This is a genomic window from Pseudomonas protegens (assembly GCF_013407925.2).
GTDB classification, from domain to species: Bacteria; Pseudomonadota; Gammaproteobacteria; order Pseudomonadales; family Pseudomonadaceae; genus Aquipseudomonas; species Aquipseudomonas fluorescens_AP.
This window is the reverse complement of the sequence record NZ_CP060201.1, coordinates 1991719-2012073: the sequence shown is the minus strand read 5'-3', so window position 1 is coordinate 2012073 and position 20355 is coordinate 1991719. Positions and strand designations below refer to the sequence as shown.

The 20355-nt window shown below is 64.5% G+C and carries 15 protein-coding genes; 8 read left to right on the top strand and 7 right to left on the bottom strand.

Features of this window, described 5'->3' with window-relative positions:
• Positions 1 to 140: 140 nt before the first annotated feature.
• The 6 genes from lepA to pdxJ all read left to right on the top strand — a co-directional run bounded on the left by lepA (position 141) and on the right by pdxJ (position 6287).
• On the top strand, positions 141 to 1940 hold the full coding sequence (lepA, locus tag GGI48_RS09470) for a translation elongation factor 4 (RefSeq protein WP_047301924.1): 1800 nt from the start codon (positions 141 to 143) through the stop codon (positions 1938 to 1940).
• 5 nt (positions 1941 to 1945) lie between these two features.
• The gene (gene lepB, locus GGI48_RS09465; protein WP_016967828.1) at positions 1946 to 2800 is read left to right on the top strand and encodes a signal peptidase I; all 855 of its coding nucleotides are present in this window, start codon (positions 1946 to 1948) and stop codon (positions 2798 to 2800) included.
• A 215-nt stretch (positions 2801 to 3015) separates the two neighbouring features.
• Positions 3016 to 3705 (top strand): ribonuclease III, encoded by a 690-nt coding sequence (rnc, locus tag GGI48_RS09460; protein WP_011059421.1) that lies wholly within the window; start codon positions 3016 to 3018, stop codon positions 3703 to 3705.
• Positions 3698 to 4600, top strand: a complete 903-nt coding sequence (era, locus tag GGI48_RS09455) for a GTPase Era (RefSeq protein ID WP_016967829.1) — start codon at positions 3698 to 3700, stop codon at positions 4598 to 4600. The genes rnc and era overlap by 8 nt, the downstream gene beginning before the upstream one ends.
• A gap of 118 nt (positions 4601 to 4718) precedes the next feature.
• Entirely contained in the window at positions 4719 to 5408 is a 690-nt protein-coding gene (gene recO / locus GGI48_RS09450; protein WP_047301927.1) for a DNA repair protein RecO, read from the top strand.
• Between the two features lie 132 nt (positions 5409 to 5540).
• On the top strand, positions 5541 to 6287 hold the full coding sequence (pdxJ, locus tag GGI48_RS09445) for a pyridoxine 5'-phosphate synthase (protein WP_179597977.1): 747 nt from the start codon (positions 5541 to 5543) through the stop codon (positions 6285 to 6287).
• Between the two features lie 66 nt (positions 6288 to 6353).
• Here pdxJ and mltF read toward each other — a convergent pair whose 3' ends face one another.
• The gene (gene mltF, locus GGI48_RS09440; protein ID WP_016967831.1) at positions 6354 to 7814 is read right to left on the bottom strand and encodes a membrane-bound lytic murein transglycosylase MltF; all 1461 of its coding nucleotides are present in this window, start codon (positions 7812 to 7814) and stop codon (positions 6354 to 6356) included.
• Between the two features lie 287 nt (positions 7815 to 8101).
• Here mltF and purL point away from each other — a divergent pair, with 287 nt between their 5' ends.
• Positions 8102 to 11998, top strand: a complete 3897-nt coding sequence (purL, locus tag GGI48_RS09435; RefSeq protein WP_179597975.1) for a phosphoribosylformylglycinamidine synthase — start codon at positions 8102 to 8104, stop codon at positions 11996 to 11998.
• Positions 11999 to 12003: 5 nt separating this feature from the next.
• A complete protein-coding gene (locus GGI48_RS09430) occupies positions 12004 to 12315 on the top strand; it encodes a YqfO family protein (protein ID WP_016967836.1) in 312 nt (103 codons plus the stop codon).
• Between the two features lie 98 nt (positions 12316 to 12413).
• On the opposite strand, the gene nagE is transcribed toward GGI48_RS09430, so the two are convergent.
• From nagE to GGI48_RS09400, 6 genes are all read right to left on the bottom strand, one after another.
• Positions 12414 to 14120: an N-acetylglucosamine-specific PTS transporter subunit IIBC gene (gene nagE, locus GGI48_RS09425; protein WP_179597973.1), complete on the bottom strand. Its 1707-nt coding sequence runs from the start codon at positions 14118 to 14120 to the stop codon at positions 12414 to 12416.
• A gap of 22 nt (positions 14121 to 14142) precedes the next feature.
• Positions 14143 to 16668, bottom strand: a complete 2526-nt coding sequence (ptsP, locus tag GGI48_RS09420; protein ID WP_179597972.1) for a phosphoenolpyruvate--protein phosphotransferase — start codon at positions 16666 to 16668, stop codon at positions 14143 to 14145.
• Between the two features lie 28 nt (positions 16669 to 16696).
• Positions 16697 to 17719 carry an SIS domain-containing protein gene (locus tag GGI48_RS09415; RefSeq protein WP_179597970.1) on the bottom strand — a complete coding sequence of 341 codons (1023 nt, stop codon included), beginning with the start codon at positions 17717 to 17719 and terminating at the stop codon, positions 16697 to 16699.
• Positions 17700 to 18806: an N-acetylglucosamine-6-phosphate deacetylase gene (nagA, locus tag GGI48_RS09410; protein ID WP_179597968.1), complete on the bottom strand. Its 1107-nt coding sequence runs from the start codon at positions 18804 to 18806 to the stop codon at positions 17700 to 17702. Before nagA ends, GGI48_RS09415 begins: the two co-directional genes overlap by 20 nt.
• A 29-nt stretch (positions 18807 to 18835) precedes the next feature.
• Positions 18836 to 19567: a GntR family transcriptional regulator gene (locus GGI48_RS09405; protein WP_016967538.1), complete on the bottom strand. Its 732-nt coding sequence runs from the start codon at positions 19565 to 19567 to the stop codon at positions 18836 to 18838.
• Positions 19568 to 19842: 275 nt separating this feature from the next.
• Positions 19843 to 20346 (bottom strand): murein L,D-transpeptidase family protein, encoded by a 504-nt coding sequence (locus GGI48_RS09400; RefSeq protein WP_047301939.1) that lies wholly within the window; start codon positions 20344 to 20346, stop codon positions 19843 to 19845.
• Between the last annotated feature and the right edge of the window lie 9 nt (positions 20347 to 20355).

Sequence of the window (20355 nt, the reverse complement as noted above, 5' to 3'; positions counted from 1 at the left end):
AACGCCCCGGTCTCTGGATCGGGGTGTTTTTGCATTTGACAAACGCTGACAGGCGAGCGTGACGCTCGTGCCGAGTATCAGGTACAATTCCCGGCTATTTTTCGGCGGGCCATGCCTGCAGCCTTTTTGAGTGTTCATCCGTGAGTGATTTGAGTCATATCCGCAATTTCTCCATCATCGCCCACATTGACCATGGCAAGTCGACTCTGGCCGATCGCTTCATCCAGATGTGCGGCGGCCTGGCCGAGCGCGAAATGGAAGCCCAGGTTCTGGATTCCATGGACCTTGAGCGTGAACGCGGGATCACCATCAAGGCCCACAGCGTCACCCTCTATTACAAAGCCCGCGACGGCATTACCTACCAGCTGAACTTCATCGATACCCCGGGCCACGTGGACTTCACCTATGAAGTCAGTCGCTCCCTGGCGGCCTGTGAAGGTGCATTGCTGGTGGTGGATGCCGGCCAGGGCGTTGAAGCCCAGTCGGTAGCCAACTGCTACACCGCCATCGAGCAGGGCCTGGAAGTGATGCCGGTGCTGAACAAGATCGACCTGCCACAGGCCGATCCGGAGCGGGTCAAGGAAGAGATCGAGAAGATCATCGGCATCGATGCCACTGACGCCGTGACCTGCAGCGCCAAGACCGGCCTGGGCGTGGACGAGGTGCTCGAGCGCCTGGTGACCACCATTCCGGCGCCGACCGGCAATATCGAAGACCCGCTGCAAGCGCTGATCATCGACTCCTGGTTCGACAACTACCTGGGCGTCGTGTCCCTGGTGCGTGTGCGTCACGGCCGGGTGAAGAAAGGCGACAAGATCCTGGTCAAGTCCACCGGCAAGATCCACCTGGTGGACAGCGTCGGTGTATTCAACCCGAAACACACCGCCACCGCCGACCTCAAGGCCGGTGAAGTGGGCTTCATCATCGCGGGCATCAAGGACATTCACGGCGCGCCGGTGGGCGACACCCTGACCCTGAGTTCGACCCCGGACGTGGAAGTGCTGCCAGGCTTCAAGCGCATCCAGCCGCAGGTCTATGCCGGCCTGTTCCCGGTCAGTTCCGATGACTTCGAGGATTTCCGCGAAGCGTTGCAGAAGCTGACCCTCAACGACTCGTCGCTGCAGTACACCCCGGAAAGCTCCGATGCCCTGGGCTTCGGCTTCCGTTGCGGGTTCCTCGGCATGCTGCACATGGAGATCATCCAGGAGCGCCTGGAGCGCGAGTACGACCTGGACCTGATCACCACCGCGCCGACGGTGATCTTCGAGCTGCTGCTCAAGACCGGTGAAACCATCTACGTCGACAACCCGTCCAAGCTTCCGGACCTGTCGTCCATCGAAGACATGCGCGAGCCGATCGTGCGGGCCAATATCCTTGTGCCGCAAGAGCACCTGGGCAACGTCATAACCCTGTGCATCGAGAAACGCGGTGTGCAGCATGACATGCTGTTCCTGGGTAGCCAGGTCCAGGTGACCTACGATCTGCCGATGAACGAAGTGGTACTGGATTTCTTCGATCGTCTGAAGTCCACCAGCCGCGGCTACGCCTCGCTGGATTACCACTTCGATCGCTACCAGTCAGCTAATCTGGTCAAGCTGGATGTATTGATCAACGGCGACAAGGTCGATGCCCTGGCATTGATCGTGCACCGTGACAACGCCCACTACAAAGGGCGTGCGTTGACCGAGAAGATGAAAGATCTGATTCCTCGGCAGATGTTTGACGTGGCAATCCAGGCCGCCATCGGCGGGCAGATTGTGGCGCGGACAACCGTCAAGGCCCTCAGAAAGAACGTACTGGCCAAATGCTACGGCGGCGACGTCAGCCGTAAGCGCAAGCTGTTGGAAAAGCAGAAGGCCGGTAAGAAACGCATGAAGCAAGTGGGCAACGTGGAAATTCCACAAGAAGCCTTCCTTGCCGTGCTCAGGTTGGATAGTTAGGTCCTATGTCACTAAATTTCCCGCTGTTGCTGGTCATCGCTGTCTTCGTATGCGGTTTCTTGGCGTTGCTCGATCTGGTGTTTCTCGCACCGCGTCGACGCGCGGCCATCGCCAACTATCAGGGCAGCGTCAGCCAGCCGGATGGGCTGGTGGTCGAGAAGCTGAACAAGGAACCGCTGCTGGTTGAATACGGCAAGTCGTTCTTTCCGGTGCTGTTCATCGTCCTGGTGCTGCGTTCGTTCCTGGTGGAACCGTTCCAGATTCCATCGGGCTCGATGAAACCGACCCTGGATGTCGGTGACTTCATCCTGGTGAACAAGTTTTCCTACGGGATCCGTTTGCCGGTGATCGACAAGAAGGTCATCGAAGTCGGTGATCCGCAGCGCGGCGACGTGATGGTGTTCCGCTACCCGAGCGATCCCAACGTCAACTACATCAAGCGTGTAGTGGGCCTGCCAGGGGACGAAGTGCGCTACACCAGCGACAAGCATCTGTTCGTCAACGGTCAGCCGGTGGCCGAGCAGTTGGTTGGCGCCGAGCCCGGCACCCTGGGCAGCGCCGAGCTGTACAAGGAGAAACTCGGTGCCGCCGAGCACTTGATCCGCAAGGAAATGAGCCGCTATCGGGCCACTCCTGACGGTCGTTGGGTGGTGCCCGCCGGGCACTACTTCATGATGGGCGACAACCGCGACAACTCCAACGACAGTCGCTACTGGGACGATCCAAGTATTCCCAAAGACCTGCTGGGCATGGTTCCCGACAAGAATATCGTCGGCAAGGCCTTCGCAGTCTGGATGAGCTGGCCCGAACCGAAACTCAGCCACCTGCCGAATTTCTCGCGGGTTGGCCTGATCAAGTAATCACACACGGCGCTGTTGAACACAGCGCCGAATGCTTTTCTGGCTCTTGTATAAAACGGCGCGCCTTCGGGCCATCCGTAACAGCCTTAAAGCCAGAAGCATGCAGTCAACGATATTCAGGATGTGGATTTGAACACAGCGTTAATTGCCACCCGCACTTCGTGCGCGGCCCCTAGGATGGCGAGTTTCGGCAACGAAATCAGTGTGGGTAAACCGTGAGCGTTTCTTTGAGCCGTCTCGAGCGTCAGCTCGGCTATTCCTTCAAGGACCAGGAGCTGATGCTCCTGGCCCTCACTCACCGCAGCTTTGCCGGACGCAACAACGAGCGCCTGGAGTTTCTCGGTGACGCCATCCTCAACTTCGTGGCCGGCGAGGCGTTGTTCGAGCGCTTCCCCCAGGCTCGCGAAGGCCAGCTGTCGCGTTTGCGCGCGCGCCTGGTGAAAGGTGAAACACTGGCGGTGCTGGCCCGCGGTTTCGACCTGGGCGAATACCTGCGCCTGGGCTCCGGCGAATTGAAGAGCGGCGGTTTCCGTCGTGAGTCGATCCTGGCCGATGCCCTGGAAGCCCTGATTGGTGCGATCTACCTGGACGCCGGCATGGAAACCGCCCGCGACCGCGTACTGTCCTGGCTGGCCTCGGAGTTCGAGAGCCTGACCCTGGTGGACACCAACAAAGACCCCAAGACCCGGCTGCAGGAGTTCCTCCAGTCCCGTGCCTGCGAACTGCCGCGCTACGAAGTGGTGGATATCCAGGGCGAGCCGCACTGCCGGACATTCTTCGTTGAATGTGAAGTCACCTTATTGAATGAAAAAAGCCGAGGTCAGGGTGTGAGCCGTCGCATTGCCGAACAGGTAGCGGCCGCCGCAGCACTGATTGCCCTGGGCGTGGAGAATGGCCATGACTGATTCAACCGCAACACGCTGTGGCTATGTCGCCATCGTCGGCCGCCCCAACGTGGGCAAGTCGACCCTGCTCAACCACATCCTCGGCCAGAAGCTGGCGATCACCTCGCGCAAGCCCCAGACCACTCGCCACAACATGCTCGGGATCAAGACCGAAGGCGCCATCCAGGCGATCTACGTCGACACCCCCGGCATGCACAAGAGCAACGAGAAGGCGCTGAACCGCTACATGAACAAGACCGCCTCGGCGGCCTTGAAAGACGTCGACGTGGTGATCTTCGTGGTCGACCGCACCAAGTGGACCGACGAGGACCAACTGGTGCTGGAGCGCGTGCAGTACGTGCAGGGCCCGGTGATCCTGGCGATCAACAAGACCGACCGCATCGAGGACAAGGCCGAGCTGATGCCGCACCTGGCCTGGCTGCAGGAGCAACTGCCGAATGCCGAGATCGTGCCGGTTTCCGCCCAGCAGGGGCATAACCTCGAAGCCCTGGAAGGCCTGATCGCCAAGCACCTGCCGGAGAACGACCACTTCTTCCCGGAAGACCAGATCACCGACCGCAGCTCCCGTTTCCTGGCCGCCGAACTGGTGCGCGAGAAGATCATGCGCCAGCTGGGGGCCGAGCTGCCGTACCAGATCACCGTGGAAATCGAAGAGTTCAAGCAGCAGGGCAAGACCCTGCATATTCACGCCTTGATCCTGGTTGAGCGCGACGGTCAGAAGAAAATCATCATTGGCGACAAGGGTGAGCGGATCAAGCGCATCGGCATGGAAGCGCGCAAGGACATGGAGCTGCTGTTCGACTCCAAGGTCATGCTCAACCTCTGGGTCAAGGTCAAGGGCGGCTGGTCCGACGACGAGCGCGCCTTGCGCTCGCTGGGCTACGGCGACCTCTGATGCCCTGCGCCGGCCAGCCGGCTCCTACACCTTCGCGTAGGAGTCGGCTGGCCGGCGAACAGCTGCAACCCCATCTTCGGACCCGGTTCCCTCTCTGCCCCTGAGATCCCTCGCAACCATGTCCAGCAACGCCCCAGTCGGCCAACTCGCCTACGTCCTGCACAGCCGCGCCTACCGCGAGAGTAGTGCCTTGGTGGATTTCCTAACCCCTCAAGGTCGCCTGCGTGCTGTATTGCGCAACGCCCGGGGCAAGGCTGGCACCCTGGCGCGACCCTTCGTGCCCCTGGAAGTCGAGTTTCGCGGCCGTGGTGAGCTGAAAAATGTCGGGCGCATGGAAAGTGCCGGAATCGCTTCCTGGCTCAATGGCGAAGCCTTGTTCAGCGGCCTGTACCTGAACGAGCTGCTGATCCGCCTGCTGCCGGCGGAAGATCCCCATCCGGCGGTATTCGACCACTACGCCGCCACCTTGCTGGCCCTGGCCGAAGGCCGGCCCCTGGAGCCTTTGCTGCGGGCCTTCGAATGGCGCCTGTTGGACGACCTGGGCTATGGCTTTGCCCTGGACAGCGACATCCATGGCGCGCCCATCGCTGCCGATGGGCTGTATCGCCTGCAGGTGGATGCCGGACTGGAACAGGTCTTCCTGCTGCAACCGGGCCTGTTCAATGGCACCGAGCTGCTGGCCATGGCCGAGGCCGATTGGAGTGCCCCCGGTGCCTTGTCGGCGGCCAAGCGCCTGATGCGCCAGGCCCTGGCCGTGCACCTGGGCGGTCGGCCCCTGGTCAGTCGCGAGCTGTTTCGCAAACCCTAGGCCTGCCGGTCGCTCATCCGCTGGCGGCGGCCGGCCACTTGCCGCGCTCGTTCTGCGTTCGTGCAAATGGCAACAGACCCTGTTCTCCCCGTATGCTGTGCGCCGAATTTACATTTATCCAGGAGCGCTTCCGTGACCACCAGCAATCGCATTCTTCTCGGCGTGAACATCGATCACGTTGCCACCCTGCGTCAGGCCCGCGGCACTCGTTACCCTGACCCGGTCAAGGCCGCTCTGGATGCGGAAGAGGCGGGTGCCGACGGCATCACCGTGCACCTGCGCGAAGACCGCCGGCATATCCAGGAGCGCGACGTGCTGCTGCTCAAGGACGTGCTGCAGACCCGCATGAACTTCGAGATGGGCGTCACCGAAGAGATGATGGCCTTTGCCGAGCGCATCCGCCCGGCGCACATCTGCCTGGTTCCGGAAACCCGTCAGGAGCTGACCACCGAGGGCGGACTTGACGTGGCCGGGCAGGAAGCACGGATCAAGGCGGCGGTGGAGCGCTTGTCGAAAATCGGTGCCGAAGTGTCGCTGTTCATCGACGCCGACGAGCGTCAGATCGAGGCCTCCAAGCGCGTCGGCGCGCCGGCCATCGAGTTGCACACCGGTCGCTATGCCGATGCCCAGACCCCGAGTGAAGTGGCCGATGAGCTGCAGCGCGTTGTCGACGGGGTTGCCGTGGGCCTGGCCCAGGGGTTGATCGTCAATGCCGGCCACGGGCTGCACTATCACAACGTCGAAGCGGTGGCGGCGATCAAGGGCATCAACGAGCTGAACATTGGCCATGCCCTGGTGGCGCATGCGCTGTTCGTCGGCTTCAAGGGCGCGGTGGCCGAGATGAAGGCGCTGATCCTGGCGGCTGCGGCCAAGGCCTGAATGGTCTTCGCCGGCCAGCCGGCTCCTACGCAGCCTCTGTAGGAGCCGGCTGGCCGGCGAAGGCTTTTAGAGCGGCGGATTGTCTTCCGTCGGCTTGGTCTTGTTGACCCCGGGCACGTGCAGGTTGCCCTCGGCGACCTGATCGCCTTCCAGCTGCGGCTGGGTTACCCAGGTCAGGATGTCGTAGTAGCGGCGGATGTTGGCGACAAAGTGCACCGGCTCGCCGCCCCGGGCGTAGCCATAGCGGGTCTTGCTGTACCACTGCTTCTGCGACAGCCGTGGCAGCATCTTCTTCACATCCAGCCATTTGTTCGGGTTCAGGCCTTCCCGTTCCGCCAGTTTGCGGGCGTCGTCCAGGTGGCCGGTGCCGACGTTGTAGGCGGCGAGGGCGAACCAGGTGCGGTCCGGCTCCTCGATCTTGTCGTCCAGCTGTTCCTTGATATACGCCAGGTACTTGGCCCCGCCACTGATGCTCTGCTTGGGGTCCAGGCGGTTGGACACGCCCATGGCCTGGGCGGTGTTCTGGGTCAGCATCATCAGCCCGCGCACGCCGGTCTTGGAGGTGACCTCGGCCTGCCACATGGATTCCTGGTAGCCCACGGCCGCCAGCAGGCGCCAGTCGAGCTTCTCTTGCTTGGCTGAATTCTTGAAGTGTTTCTCGTACTTGGGCAGGCGCTGCTGCAGGTGTTGGGCGAAGGTGTAGGCGCCGACATAACCGAGCACGTCCACATGGCCGTAATAGCGGTCCTTGAGGCGTTGCAGGGTGCCGTTCTTTTCCACCTTGTCGAGGAAACTGTTGATCTCATTGAGCAGGCTGTTGTCATCGCCGGCGGCGACCGCCCAGCTCTGGCTGCGGGCGTCCCCCAGGTCGAAGGCGACCCGCACATTGGGGAAGTACACCTGGTTCATCGCCAGTTCGTTGGAGTCCACCAGAGTCAGGTCGATCTGGCCTTCGTCCACCATGCGCAGCAGGTCGACGACTTCGACGGCGTCCGACTCCTCGTATTCGATGCCGGGGTACTTGAGCTTGAGCTGTGCCAGTTGTTCGGCGTGGCTGCTGCCCTTGAGCACCATGATGTGCTTGCCCACCAGGTTCTGTTCACTGGTGGGGCGGGACTGGCCGTTGCGATAGATGATCTGCGGGGTGACTTCCAGATAAGGGTGGGAAAACCGCACCTGCTGCTTGCGCTGCTCGCTGCTCACCAGGCCGGCGGCAGCCAGCACCGGGCCTTTGGGCTGGCCCAACTGGTCGTATAGGTCGTCGAGATTGTCGGCCGTCTCGATCTTCAGCTCCACGCCCAGATCGTCGGCAAAGCGCTTCACCAGCTCGTATTCGAAGCCGGTTTCGCCGTTGCGGTCCTGAAAGTAGGTGGCGGGGCTGTTACGGGTGATCACCCGCAGCACACCATCCTCCTTTACGCGCTCAAGGGTGCTGGGTTTTTCAACGCAGGCGCCGAGCATCAGGAAGAGTCCGGTTACGATGAGCCACTTGGCGCAGCGCGGACGTAAAGCCATAGGGGAAAACATTGGCGCAGTATACGCAAAGGATAACGGCCGCCATATCTCGACAGCGAAGGGCTTGTCTGCTAGCCAGCGGCGGCCTGGGCTGGAGGCCTCAAGAATGGGGCCTCGGTGGTCAATGTGACGATTAAAATAACCCGCGGCAATGACCCTGATGAGCCTTTGTTATAGGGCGCCGGGGCCAGGCCGACGTCCGGGCGCCACCCGGGGTTGGGTTTCGAGTGCCGATGGCAACGGTTTACGTTAGAATGCACGGCCTCAAAGCACACCCCCTTCCCGAGGCTGTCCCGAAGATGTTGATCCTGCGCGGCGCTCCTGCCCTTTCTGCCTTTCGCCACAGCAAACTCCTTGAACAACTGAGCCAGAAGGTTCCCGCTGTCACTGGCCTGTATGCTGAATTCGCTCACTTCGCCGAAGTTACCGGCGTCCTGACCGGCGACGAACAGCAGGTGCTTGCGCGCCTTCTGAAGTACGGCCCCAGCGTTCCGGTACAAGAGCCGAGCGGTCGTCTGTTCCTGGTCCTGCCGCGTTTCGGCACCATCTCGCCCTGGTCGAGCAAGGCCAGCGACATCGCCCGTAACTGTGGCCTGGCCAAAGTCCAGCGCCTGGAGCGCGGTATCGCTTTCTACGTGACCGGCGAGTTCAGCGATGCCGACGCCCAGTCGATCGCCGATGCCCTGCACGACCGCATGACCCAGATCGTGGTGGCCAACCTGGAGCAGGCCGCCGGCCTGTTCAGCCACGCCGAACCCAAGCCGCTGACCGCCATCGACATCCTCGGCGGTGGCCGTGCCGCGCTGGAAAAAGCCAACAGCGAGCTGGGCCTGGCCCTGGCCGAAGACGAAATCGATTACCTGATGAACGCCTTCCAGGGCCTCAAGCGTAATCCCCACGACATCGAACTGATGATGTTCGCCCAGGCCAACTCCGAGCACTGCCGCCACAAGATCTTCAACGCCAGTTGGGACATCGACGGCCAGAGCCAGGAAAAAAGCCTGTTCGGCATGATCAAGAACACCTATCAGATGCACAGCGAAGGCGTGTTGTCGGCCTACAAGGACAACGCCGCGGTGATCGTCGGTTCGGTTGCCGGGCGTTTCTACCCGAACCCTGAAACCCGCCAGTACGGAGCGGTGCAGGAGCCGGTGCACATCCTGATGAAGGTCGAGACTCACAACCACCCGACCGCCATCGCGCCGTTCCCGGGGGCTTCCACCGGTTCCGGCGGCGAGATCCGCGACGAAGGCGCCACCGGCCGCGGCGCCAAGCCGAAAGCCGGCCTCACCGGCTTCACCGTGTCCAACCTGCAGATCCCGGGCTTCGAACAGCCGTGGGAAGTGCCCTACGGCAAGCCCGAGCGTATCGTCAACGCCCTCGACATCATGATCGAAGGCCCCCTGGGCGGCGCTGCGTTCAACAACGAATTCGGCCGTCCGGCCCTGACCGGTTACTTCCGTACCTTCGAGCAATCCATTACCACCCCGCGTGGCGATGAAGTTCGTGGTTACCACAAGCCGATCATGCTGGCCGGCGGCATGGGCAACATCCGTGACGAGCACGTGCAAAAAGGCGAGATCACCGTCGGCTCCAAGCTGATCGTGCTCGGCGGCCCGGCCATGCTCATCGGCCTGGGCGGCGGCGCCGCTTCCTCCATGGCCACCGGCACCAGCTCGGCGGACCTGGATTTTGCTTCGGTACAGCGTGAAAACCCTGAGATGGAGCGCCGTTGCCAGGAAGTCATCGACCGTTGCTGGCAGCTGGGGGACAACAACCCCATCAGCTTCATCCACGACGTCGGCGCCGGCGGCCTGTCCAACGCCTTCCCGGAGCTGGTCAACGATGGCGGCCGCGGTGGTCGCTTCGAACTGCGCAACATCCCCAACGACGAGCCGGGCATGGCCCCGCATGAAATCTGGTCCAACGAATCCCAGGAACGTTATGTCCTGGCGGTGGGCGCGGCGGATTTCGAACGCTTCAAGGCCATCTGCGAGCGCGAGCGCTGCCCATTCGCGGTGGTCGGCGAAGCCACTGCCGAGCCACAGCTGACCGTGACCGACAGCCACTTCGGCAACAGCCCGGTGGACATGCCCCTGGAAGTGCTGCTGGGCAAGGCCCCGCGCATGCACCGTTCGGCCGTACGGGAAACCGAGCTGGGCGACGATTTCGATCCAAGCACCCTGGACATCGCCGAGAGTATCGAGCGCGTCCTGCATCACCCGGCCGTGGCCAGCAAGAGCTTCCTGATCACCATCGGCGACCGCACCATCACCGGCCTCGTGGCCCGCGACCAGATGGTCGGCCCATGGCAGGTGCCGGTGGCCGACGTGGCCGTGACCGCCACCAGCTTCGACGTCTACACCGGTGAAGCCATGGCCATGGGCGAGCGCACGCCGCTGGCCCTGCTGGATGCCCCGGCGTCCGGCCGCATGGCGATCGGCGAAACCCTGACCAACATCGCGGCCTCGCGGATCAACAAGATCAGCGACATCAAGCTCTCTGCCAACTGGATGTCCGCTGCCGGCCACCCGGGTGAAGACGCGCGTCTGTACGACACGGTCAAGGCCGTGGGCATGGAGCTGTGCCCCGAGCTGGGCATCACCATCCCGGTGGGCAAGGACTCGATGTCCATGGCCACCCGCTGGAACGAAGAGGGCGTGGACAAGAGCGTCACCTCGCCGCTGTCGCTGATCGTCACCGGCTTCGCGCCAGTGGCGGACATCCGTCAGACCCTGACCCCGCAACTGCGCATGGACAAGGGCACCACCGACCTGATCCTGATCGACCTCGGTCGCGGTCAGAACCGCATGGGCGCCTCGATCCTGGCCCAGACCCACGGCAAGCTCGGCAAGCAAGCGCCGGACGTCGATGACGCCGAAGACCTGAAAGCCTTCTTCGCGGTGATCCAGGGCCTCAACGCCGACGGTCACCTGCTGGCCTACCACGACCGTTCCGATGGCGGTCTGCTGGTCACCGCACTGGAAATGGCCTTCGCCGGTCACTGCGGTCTGAACCTGAGCCTCGACGCCGTGGCGGAAAACACCGCGGAAATCGCCGCCATCCTGTTCAACGAAGAACTGGGTGCGGTGATCCAGGTGCGTCAGGACGCGACCCCGGACGTGCTGGCCCAGTTCAGCGCTGCCGGCCTGGGCGACTGTGTGGCGGTGATCGGCCAGCCGATCAACAACGGTGAAGTGAGCATCTCCTACAACGGCGAAAGCGTGTTCGCCGGCCAGCGCCGTCTGTTGCAGCGTCAGTGGGCGGAAACCAGCTACCAGATCCAGCGCCTGCGGGACAACGCCGAGTGCGCCGAGCAGGAATTCGACGTCCTGCTGGAAGAAGACAACCCGGGCCTGAGCGTCAAGCTGGGCTTCGACGTCAACCAGGACATCGCCGCGCCTTACATCAAGAAAGGCGTGCGTCCCCAGGTGGCGGTGCTGCGCGAGCAGGGCGTCAACGGCCAGGTGGAAATGGCCGCGGCTTTCGACCGCGCCGGCTTCAACGCCATCGACGTGCACATGAGCGACATCCTCGCCGGTCGTGTCGACCTCAACGACTTCAAGGGCATGGTTGCCTGCGGCGGCTTCTCCTACGGCGACGTACTGGGCGCCGGTGAAGGCTGGGCCAAGTCGGCGCTGTTCAACAGCCGCGCGCGGGATGCCTTCCAGGGCTTCTTCGAGCGGACCGACAGCTTCACCCTGGGTGTGTGCAACGGTTGCCAGATGATGTCCAACCTGCACGAGCTGATCCCGGGCAGCGAATACTGGCCGCACTTCGTACGCAACCGCTCCGAGCAGTTCGAAGCCCGGGTGGCCATGGTCCAGGTCCAGGAGTCGAACTCGATCTTCCTGCAGGGCATGGCCGGTTCGCGGATGCCGATCGCCATCGCCCACGGCGAAGGCCATGCGGAATTCGAAAGCGAAGAGGCGTTGTTGGAAGCCGATCTGTCCGGCTGCGTGGCCCTGCGCTTCGTCGACAACCACGGCAAGGTCACCGAGCGTTACCCGGCCAACCCGAACGGCTCGCCGCGCGGGATCACCGGCCTCACCAGCCGCGACGGTCGCGTCACCATCATGATGCCGCACCCTGAGCGGGTATTCCGTGCCGTGCAGAACTCCTGGCGTCCGGATGACTGGAACGAAGACGCGGCGTGGATGCGCATGTTCCGCAACGCTCGCGCCTGGGTGAACTGAGGCCGATGTACAAGCTCAGCTTCTTCGTGCCTCCCAGCCATGTGGAGTTGGTCAAGAGCGCCGTATTTGCCGCCGGTGGCGGACGTATCGGCGCTTATGACCAATGCGCCTGGCAGGTGCTCGGCCAGGGCCAGTTTCGCCCGTTGGACGGCAGCCAGCCGTTTCTCGGGCAGACCGGTCAGGTGGAGCGAGTGGAGGAATGGAAGGTCGAGCTGGTGGTGGCCGATGAACTGATTGCTGATGCAGTGGCGGCCCTCAAGCAGAGCCATCCCTACGAGACGCCGGCTTATGAAGTCTGGCGCCTGGAAGCGTTCTGAGGTTATCCACCGATAAAAAGCCCGCTGCACCGGAGACGGTCAGCGGGCTTTTTTGTGGGCCTTCGCCTATAGGAGCCGGCTTGCCGGCGAAGGCGTCGTCAGACTCCCGCCTCCACCTTCCTGTGCAGCAGCGTTTGCAGAGCAGCCTGCAATCCCCCGGCCTTCTCGCCGATCAGCACGTGCCAGACATCCCCCTCCAGGCGCCGCGCTCCCTGGCAGCCCAGGCCCTTGAGGGCCGACTCCGACAGGCTGCGGCTGTCGCTCAACTGCACCCGCAACCGGGTCAGGGCGACGCAATCGCTCTGCAACAGATTGTCCCGACCGCCCAGGGCGTTGAGCCATTGCTGGGCTTCCTGGGTGGAGACTTCGATCGACCGGGGCGCCTCGGCAGGTGCCGCTGGCGCCGCGGCTTGGGCGGCCGTCGGCAGCGCCAGACGAATCTGGTCGGCGATACTGTCGGCCATCGGTCCCACCACCACCTGCAAGCTGCCGCCCTTGCCGGGACGCACCACGGCCAGGGCGCCCAGGGCTTTCAATTCGGCGTCCGCGGCCAGGTTGCGATCCGCCAGTTCCAGGCGCAGGCGCGTGGTGCAGGCGCCGACGGTGATCAGGTTGGCCGCACCGCCCAGGGCCTTGATATAGGCCGCGGCGCGCTGATCGGCGTCGAGCTCGCTCTTCTCCCCGGTGGGGCTGTCTTCGCGCCCTGGGGTCTTGAGGTTGAAGCGGCGGATGCAGTAGTCGAACACCAGGTAGTACACCACCGCATACAGCAGCCCCACCGGAAACACTTTCCAGCCATTGGTGGAACGTCCCCAGCCCAGGGCCATGTCGATGGCGCCGCCGGAGAAGGTGAACCCCAGGTGGATGTTCAAGAGGTTGGTCAGGGCCATGGCCAGGCCGGTGAGCAGCGCATGCACCAGATACAGCAGCGGGGCGAGGAACATGAAGGCGAACTCGATCGGCTCGGTGACCCCGGTGAGGAACGAAGTCAGGGCCATGGACAGGAAGATCCCGCCCATCACCTTGCGCCGCTCCGGCAGGGTGTTGCGGTACATCGCCAGGCAGGCGGCGGGCAGGCCGAACAGCATCATCGGGAACATCCCGGTCATGAACTGGCCGCCTTTCGGGTCGCCGGCGAAGTAGCGGGTCAGGTCGCCGGTGACCACCGCGCCGGTGCTCGGGTCGGTGAAGCTGCCGAAGATGAACCAGGCCATGTTGTTGAGGATGTGGTGCAGGCCGGTGACGATCAGCAGGCGGTTGAACACGCCGAAGACGAAGGCGCCGAAGCTGCCGCTTTCCAGCAGCAACTGGCCGAAGCTGTTGATGCCGTGCTGGATCGGCGGCCAGATCAGGCCGAACACCAGCCCCAGGCCCACGGCGGTGAAACCGGTGGCGATGGGCACGAAGCGCCGGCCGCCGAAGAACGCCAGGTACTCCGGCAGCTTGATGTCCTTGAAGCGGTTGTACAGCGCGCCGGCCATCAGCCCGCTGATGATCCCGGCGAGCATGCCCATGTTGATGCTGGCGTCCAGCACCTTGAGGGTCGAGATCATCACCAGGTAGCCGATGGCCCCGGCCAACCCGGCGGTGCCGTTGTTGTCCCGGGCAAAGCCCACGGCGATGCCGATGGCAAAGATCAGCGCCAGGTTGCCGAAGATCGATTGCCCGGCATCGTGGATGATGGCGATGTTCAGCAGGTCGGTGTCGCCCAGGCGCAGCAGCAGGCCGGCAATCGGCAGGATGGCGATGGGCAGCATCAGGGCGCGGCCGAGGCGTTGCAGGCCCTCGATGAAGTACTGGTACATGGCGTCTCTCCTGGAGTTCTTGTTATGGGTTCAGGGGCCAATGCCGAGCGCAGGCCTCGCGCACCGCGCCGGCACCCGGGAGGTCGAGCAGCGGCCGGCTCAGCCGGCGGCACGCGGCGGCATCCAGCTGGCGCACCCGGTCCTTGATTTCCCCCACCTGCGGCGGGCTCACCGACAGTTCGTGCACGCCCAGGCCGATCAGCACCGGGGTGGCCAGGGGATCGGACGCCAGGGCGCCGCAGACGCCGACCCAGCGTCCATGGCGTTCGGCACCGGCGCAGGTCTGGGCGATCAGCCGCAGCAGGGCCGGGTGCAGGGCGTCGACCCGTGCCGCCAGTCCGGCGTGGTCACGGTCCATGGCCAGGGTGTACTGGGACAGGTCGTTGGTGCCGATGGACAGGAAGTCGGCGTGTTCCGCCAGTTGCTCGGCCATCAGGGCCGCGGCCGGCACCTCGATCATCACCCCCAGCTCCGGCTGCTGGGCAAGGCCCAGTTCGGCGGCGAGCTGATCCAGGCGCTGACGGATGTGCAGCAGCTCGGTCACTTCGGTGACCATCGGCAGCATCACCCGGCAGCGTTGCACCGGGCTGACCTGCAGCAGTGCGCGCAGTTGCTGCTCCAGCAGTTCCGGCCTTGCCTGGGCCAGGCGGATGCCGCGCAGGCCCAGCACCGGGTTGGCTTCCACTGGCAGGGGCAAGTAATCCAGTTGCTTGTCGCCGCCGACATCGATGGTGCGGATGATCACCGGCTTGTCGCCCATGGCGTCCAGAACTGCCTGATAGGCCTGTAGCTGCTCGGCTTCATCCGGGGCGGTCTGCCGATCGACGAACAGGAACTCGGTGCGCAGCAGGCCGACGCCATCGGCGCCACCCAGGAGGGCGTCCCGGGCTTCGGCGCTGGAGGCGACATTGGCCGCCACTTCGATCGGCTGGCCGTCCCGGGTCAGGGCCGGACCATGGGCTTGTTGCTGTTGCCGTTCGCGGCGTTGACGCCGGGCTTGCGCGGCTTGCCGCACCTGGGCGATGCGTTGCGGGTCCGGCGCCAGCTCCAGGCGGCCGCCTTCGGCATCCAGCACCACGGTTTGCCCACCCTCGATTTCAAGCAGCTCCGGGCCCAGGGCCACCAGGCAGGGCAGGCCCTTGCCCCGGGCGAGGATGGCCACGTGGGAGGTGGCGCCACCGGCGGCCATGCACAGGCCGGCCACGCCCTGGGCGCTGAGTTGCAGCAGGTCGGACGGGGTCAGCTCCTCGGCGGCGACCAGAGCCCCGGGCGGCAGGTCGTAATGCCAGGCTTCGCCGAGCAAGGCCCGCAGCACCCGTTGTTGCAGGTCCCGCAGGTCGTTGGCGCGCTCGGCCAGCAGCGGATTGCCCAGTTGTTGCAGGACCTGGCACTGCTCGGCAATCGCCGAGCTCCAGGCATGGGTGGCGGCGCGTCCCTGGGCGATGGCCGCGTCGGCGGCGTCCAGCAGGGTCGGGTCTTCCAGCAGTCCCAGGTGGGCGTTGAAGATGTCCTGCTCCTGCTGGTCGTGGCGTTGCCGGGCCTGTTCCAGGGTGCGCAGGATTTCCCCGCGCACCTGCTTAAGGGCCGCGTTCAGGGCTTGTCGTTGCGGCTCGGGCTGATGCTGGCCGCGGTCCGGGGGGAGCTCCATGGCGTTGAGCCGCAGCAGGGGGCCGCAGACCAGCCCGGGTGCCGCGCACACGCCGTGCAACACGCCATCCTCGCGGGCCGGGCGCGGCACCTGGAGCGCCGCTGTGGGCGCAGCGGCGTGGACATCGTCCGCCAGGGCGCTGCCGAGGGTCTTGAGCAGCGCCTGCAAGGCGGCCTGGCAATCGTCGCCCTGGCAACTGACTTGCACTTCATCCTGTTCGCCGATGCCCAGGCCCATCAGGGCGATCAGGCTGGTGCAGGGCGCGCTTTTGTCCTTGAAGCTCAACTGCGAGTGGCTGCTGAATGCCGCCGCGGTCTGGCGCACCAGGGCGGCTGGGCGAGCGTGCAGCCCGCCGCGGTGGGCGACCCTGATCCGGGCGCTGGCCTGCTCGCCGGCGTCGGTCCGGGAAAGCTCCGGCCCGGCGGCATCCGTGCGGCGGCTGATATGCAGCAGCGGCTCGCCGACCTTGACCGAGGACAGGTCCAGGTGGCGCAGGTCGAAGTGTTCGCCGTTGGTCAGGATCATCAGGCTGATCAGGCTCCGGCAGTGCTGCGCCACATGGTCCAGGTCAACCCGCAGCAGGGGCTGGCCGGCGCTGACTTGCTGGCCTTGTTCCACCAGCAGGGCGAAGCCTTCGCCTTGCAGTTCAACGGTGTCCAGGCCCAGGTGCAGCAGCCACTCGGCACCGTTGGCGGCCCGCAGCGTCACGGCATGGCCGGTGCGCGCGATCTGGATCACTTGCCCGGAACAAGGGGCGTGCAGGGTGTCGTCGAGCGGGTCGATGGCAATCCCGTCACCCATGGCGCCACTGGCGAACACCGGGTCGGGGACGCTGTGCAGCGGCAGGACAGGCCCGCTGAGGGGGGCACTGAGCGTCAGGTCGTTATTGTTGTTGTGCATGGCGCAGTACTCATCGATCAAAGGTGGCTTAGTGCGTGCGGGTCACTTTGCTCAGGTGACGCGGCTGGTCCGGGTCCATGCTGCGGGCCTCGGCCAGGCCGGAGGCCATCACATAGAAGCTCTGGATCGCCAGGATCGGATCCAGCGCCGGGTGTTCGGCGCGGTTCAGGGTCAGGTCGCGCTCGCCGATGTCATCCGGTGCCGCCAGCAGCACCTTGGCGCCGCGCTGGCGCATGTCGGCGGCCAGGCTCAGCAGGCCGCCCTGTTCGGCGCCCCGGGGGGCGAACACCAGCAACGGGTAGTCGTGGTCGATCAGGGCCATCGGGCCATGGCGCACTTCGGCGCTGCTGAAGGCTTCGGCCTGGATCGCCGAGGTTTCCTTGAGCTTGAGCGCCGCTTCCTGGGCGATGGCGAAGCCGGCACCACGGCCGATCACCATCAATCGCTGGCAATCGCGCAGGGCGTTGATCGCCAGGTTCCAGTCCTGGGTTGCGGCCTGCTGCAAGCCTTCGGGCAGGGCCAGGCCGGCCTCCAGCAGGTGGCTGTCCTCGTTCCAGTGACCGATCAGCCGGGCGCTGGCGCTGAGGGTGGCGATAAAGCTCTTGGTCGCGGCCACGCTCTGCTCGGTGCCGGCGTACAGCGGCAGGGAGAATTCGCTGGCGGCTTCCAGCGGGCTGTTTTGTGCGTTGACCATGGCCACGCTCAGGGCCCCGCGCTTGCGCAGCAGGCGCACGCTGTTCACCAGATCCGGGCTCTGGCCCGATTGCGAGAAGGCGAACACCGCCTGGCCGCTGACCCGCAAGGGCGCTTGCTGCATGGTCACCACCGACATCGGCAGCGAGGCCACCGGGATGCCCACCTGTTGCATGGTCAGGTAGGCGAAGTAGCTGGCGGCATGGTCGGAGCTGCCCCGGGCCACGGTCATGGCCACTTGTGGCGGCTGGCGTCGCAGGCGGCCGGCGACCTCGACCAGGAACGGGTCCAGGTGCTGCAACTGGCTGCTGACGGCGGTGTGCGAGGACAGCGCCTCTTCAAGCATTTTTGAAGTCAATGTCTTCTCCTTCGACCATGACGGCGGTCAGTGTGAGTGCGCGGTCCAGGCGCACGCTGTCGGCCCAGCTGCCGGGTTGCAGGCGGCCGCGTTCAGGGATGCCGAGGTAATCGGCGGGAAATTGCGACAGGCGCTGGGAGGCTTCGGCCAGGGGCAAGCCGATCTTCACCAGATTGCGCAGGGCCTGGTCCATGGTCAGGGTGCTGCCGGCCAGGGTGCCGTCGGCCAGGCGCACGCCGCCCAGGCACTTGGTCACGGTGTGGCTGCCCAGCTGGTACTCGCCGTCGGGCATGCCGGCGGCGGCGGTGGAGTCGGTGACGCAATACAGGCACGGGATCGAGCGCAGGGCCACGCGCATGGCGCCGGGGTGCACGTGCAGCAGGTCGGGGATCAGTTCGGCGTACTGGGCATGGGCCAGGGCTGCACCGACAATCCCGGGCTCGCGGTGATGCAGCGGGATCATGGCGTTGTACAGGTGAGTGAAGCTGGTGGCACCGGCGGCGAGGGCGGCCACGCCTTCTTCGTAGCTGCCCAGGGTGTGGCCGATCTGCATGCGCACGCCGCGGGCGCTGAGTTCACGGATCAGGGCGTCGTGGCCGGCGATTTCCGGGGCGATGGTGATCACCCGGATGGGCGCCAGTTGCAGGTACTTCTCCACTTCCGCCAGGAGCGCGGTATGGGCGAAGTTGGGCTGGGCGCCGAGCTTGCCGGGGTTGATGTAGGGGCCTTCCAGGTGCACGCCGAGCACCCGGGCACAGCCCTTGGGGCGGTGTTCGGCGTAGACCCCGAGCTCGGCCAGGACCTGGCTGATTTCCGCGCTGGGGGCGGTCATGGTGGTGGCCAGCAGCGCGGTGGTGCCGAAACGCAGATGGGTGCGGGTGATGGTTTCGAAGGCCGGGCGGCCTTGCATGATGTCCTGGCCGCCACCGCCGTGGACGTGCAGGTCGATAAAGCCCGGCAGCAGGTAGGGCAGGTCATTGTCCGCCGGGTCGCAGGGGCTGCCTTCGATGGCGACGACCTTGCCGTGCTCATGGATCAGGCGGCCACGGACCCAGCCTTGGGGCGTGAGGATGTTGTCTTCGGACATGGGCGTTTCTCTGGCTCCAGGGGGCGGATTCAGCGTCGCAGTTCGGCGACGAAGTCGTAGTAGTCGTTGCGGCAGTAGGTGTCGGTGACTTCGATCGGCGTGTTGTCTTCCAGGTAGCCGACCCGGGTCATCAGCAGCATGGCGGTGCCGGGGGCAATGCCCACCAGGGCGGCGAATTCGTCCGAGGCATTGATTGCCTGGATGTGCTGCAGGGCCCGGACCACCGGGCGGCCGATGCTGTCGAGGTACTCGTAGAGCGAGTCACCGACCGCCTCGGGCTGGGCAATGATGCTGGCCGGCAGGGTGCTCATCTCGATGGCCATGACCGCGTCGTCGGCTTTGCGCAGGCGCTTGAGCCGCGCCACCTTGTCGTTGGGCGACAGGCCGAGGCGGATCAGCTCTTCGTGGGTCGGCGGGGTGAGGGTGCGTTCCAGCCACTGCGAGCCGGGGACGAAGCCTTTGAGGCGCAGCATCTCGCTGAAGCCGGAAAGGCGCGACAGCGGTTGTTCGAGGCGTGGCGTGATGAAGGTGCCCGAGCCCTGGCTGCGACGAATCAGGCCTCGTTCGAGAAGCACTTCCAGGGCCTTGCGCGCAGTCACCCGGGAGATGCCCAGCAGTTCGCTGAGGTTGCGTTCCGAAGGCAGCGCCTGCTCGGCTTTCCATTGGCCGGAGTGGATCGCCGCTTCCAGGTTGCGGGCCAGTTGCAGGTACAGCGGGGTCGGCTGGGAATCGTCGGGACGCAGGGTCAGGAGGTGATTCATCTGTAGGTTTTCCGATGCGGTTATGAGGTTGTTGTCGCCCGGTAATGCCGAAAAACTAATACCACTTAAATACCATGTCAACGCCACCTATCCGGTGGAGGTGCAGTAAATCCGGCGCTTTCGGGGTGCTTGGGAGGATAAAGGATTGAAGTGGTATTAGGCAGGTCTGGCCGCGAAGGCTATAGGTCGAGGTGGCGACCCGCGGCAGGTCGCCAAGTGGTATGCGCGCCCGGGGAGGGCTGCGGGGGGGAGAAATATTTTTTGCCGGGAGGCGGTTAAGGGCGTATTTCGATCAGCGTGCCGTCTTTCACCAGGCCCCAGACCTCGCGCATGTCGACGTTGCGCATGGCGATGCAGCCATCGGTCCAGTCCAGGGTGTGGAAGTACTGCTCGGGAAACTCTTCGGTGTCCGGGGTGCCGTGGATCATGATCATGCCGCCGGGATTGACCCCTTCGCGACGCGAGCGGGCGGCATCGGTGATGTTCGGGTAGGAGATGTGCATGGCCAGGTTGTAGCGGTCGCTGGTCTTGCGCCAGTCGAGCCAGTAGAGGCCTTCGGGGGTGCGTTTATCACCTTCCATGAGCTTGGGCCCCTTGGGCTTCTTGCCCAGGGAGATCCGGTAGGTTTTCAAGGGCTTGCCGCCATTGATCAACTGCAGTTGATGGGCGGACTTGAGCACCAGGACCTTTTCGATGACCTTGCCGTCCAGGGTTTCCACCGTGGAGGCCTGAGACAGAGTGACGACGGAACAGCACAGCAGGGCAAGCAACCAGCGCATTGACACGAT

Excerpts from the sequence above, each read along its gene's own strand:
- lepB (WP_016967828.1), top strand. The coding sequence starts at position 1,946 with ATGTCACTAAATTTCCCGCTGTTGCTGGTCATCGCTGTCTTCGTATGC.
- era (WP_016967829.1), top strand. The coding sequence starts at position 3,698 with ATGACTGATTCAACCGCAACACGCTGTGGCTATGTCGCCATCGTCGGC.
- recO (WP_047301927.1), top strand. The coding sequence starts at position 4,719 with ATGTCCAGCAACGCCCCAGTCGGCCAACTCGCCTACGTCCTGCACAGC.
- mltF (WP_016967831.1), bottom strand. The coding sequence starts at position 7,814 with ATGTTTTCCCCTATGGCTTTACGTCCGCGCTGCGCCAAGTGGCTCATC.
- purL (WP_179597975.1), top strand. The coding sequence starts at position 8,102 with ATGTTGATCCTGCGCGGCGCTCCTGCCCTTTCTGCCTTTCGCCACAGC.
- GGI48_RS09430 (WP_016967836.1), top strand. The coding sequence starts at position 12,004 with ATGTACAAGCTCAGCTTCTTCGTGCCTCCCAGCCATGTGGAGTTGGTC.
- nagE (WP_179597973.1), bottom strand. The coding sequence starts at position 14,120 with ATGTACCAGTACTTCATCGAGGGCCTGCAACGCCTCGGCCGCGCCCTG.
- ptsP (WP_179597972.1), bottom strand. The coding sequence starts at position 16,668 with ATGCACAACAACAATAACGACCTGACGCTCAGTGCCCCCCTCAGCGGG.
- nagA (WP_179597968.1), bottom strand. The coding sequence starts at position 18,806 with ATGTCCGAAGACAACATCCTCACGCCCCAAGGCTGGGTCCGTGGCCGC.
- GGI48_RS09405 (WP_016967538.1), bottom strand. The coding sequence starts at position 19,567 with ATGAATCACCTCCTGACCCTGCGTCCCGACGATTCCCAGCCGACCCCG.
- GGI48_RS09400 (WP_047301939.1), bottom strand. The coding sequence starts at position 20,346 with ATGCGCTGGTTGCTTGCCCTGCTGTGCTGTTCCGTCGTCACTCTGTCT.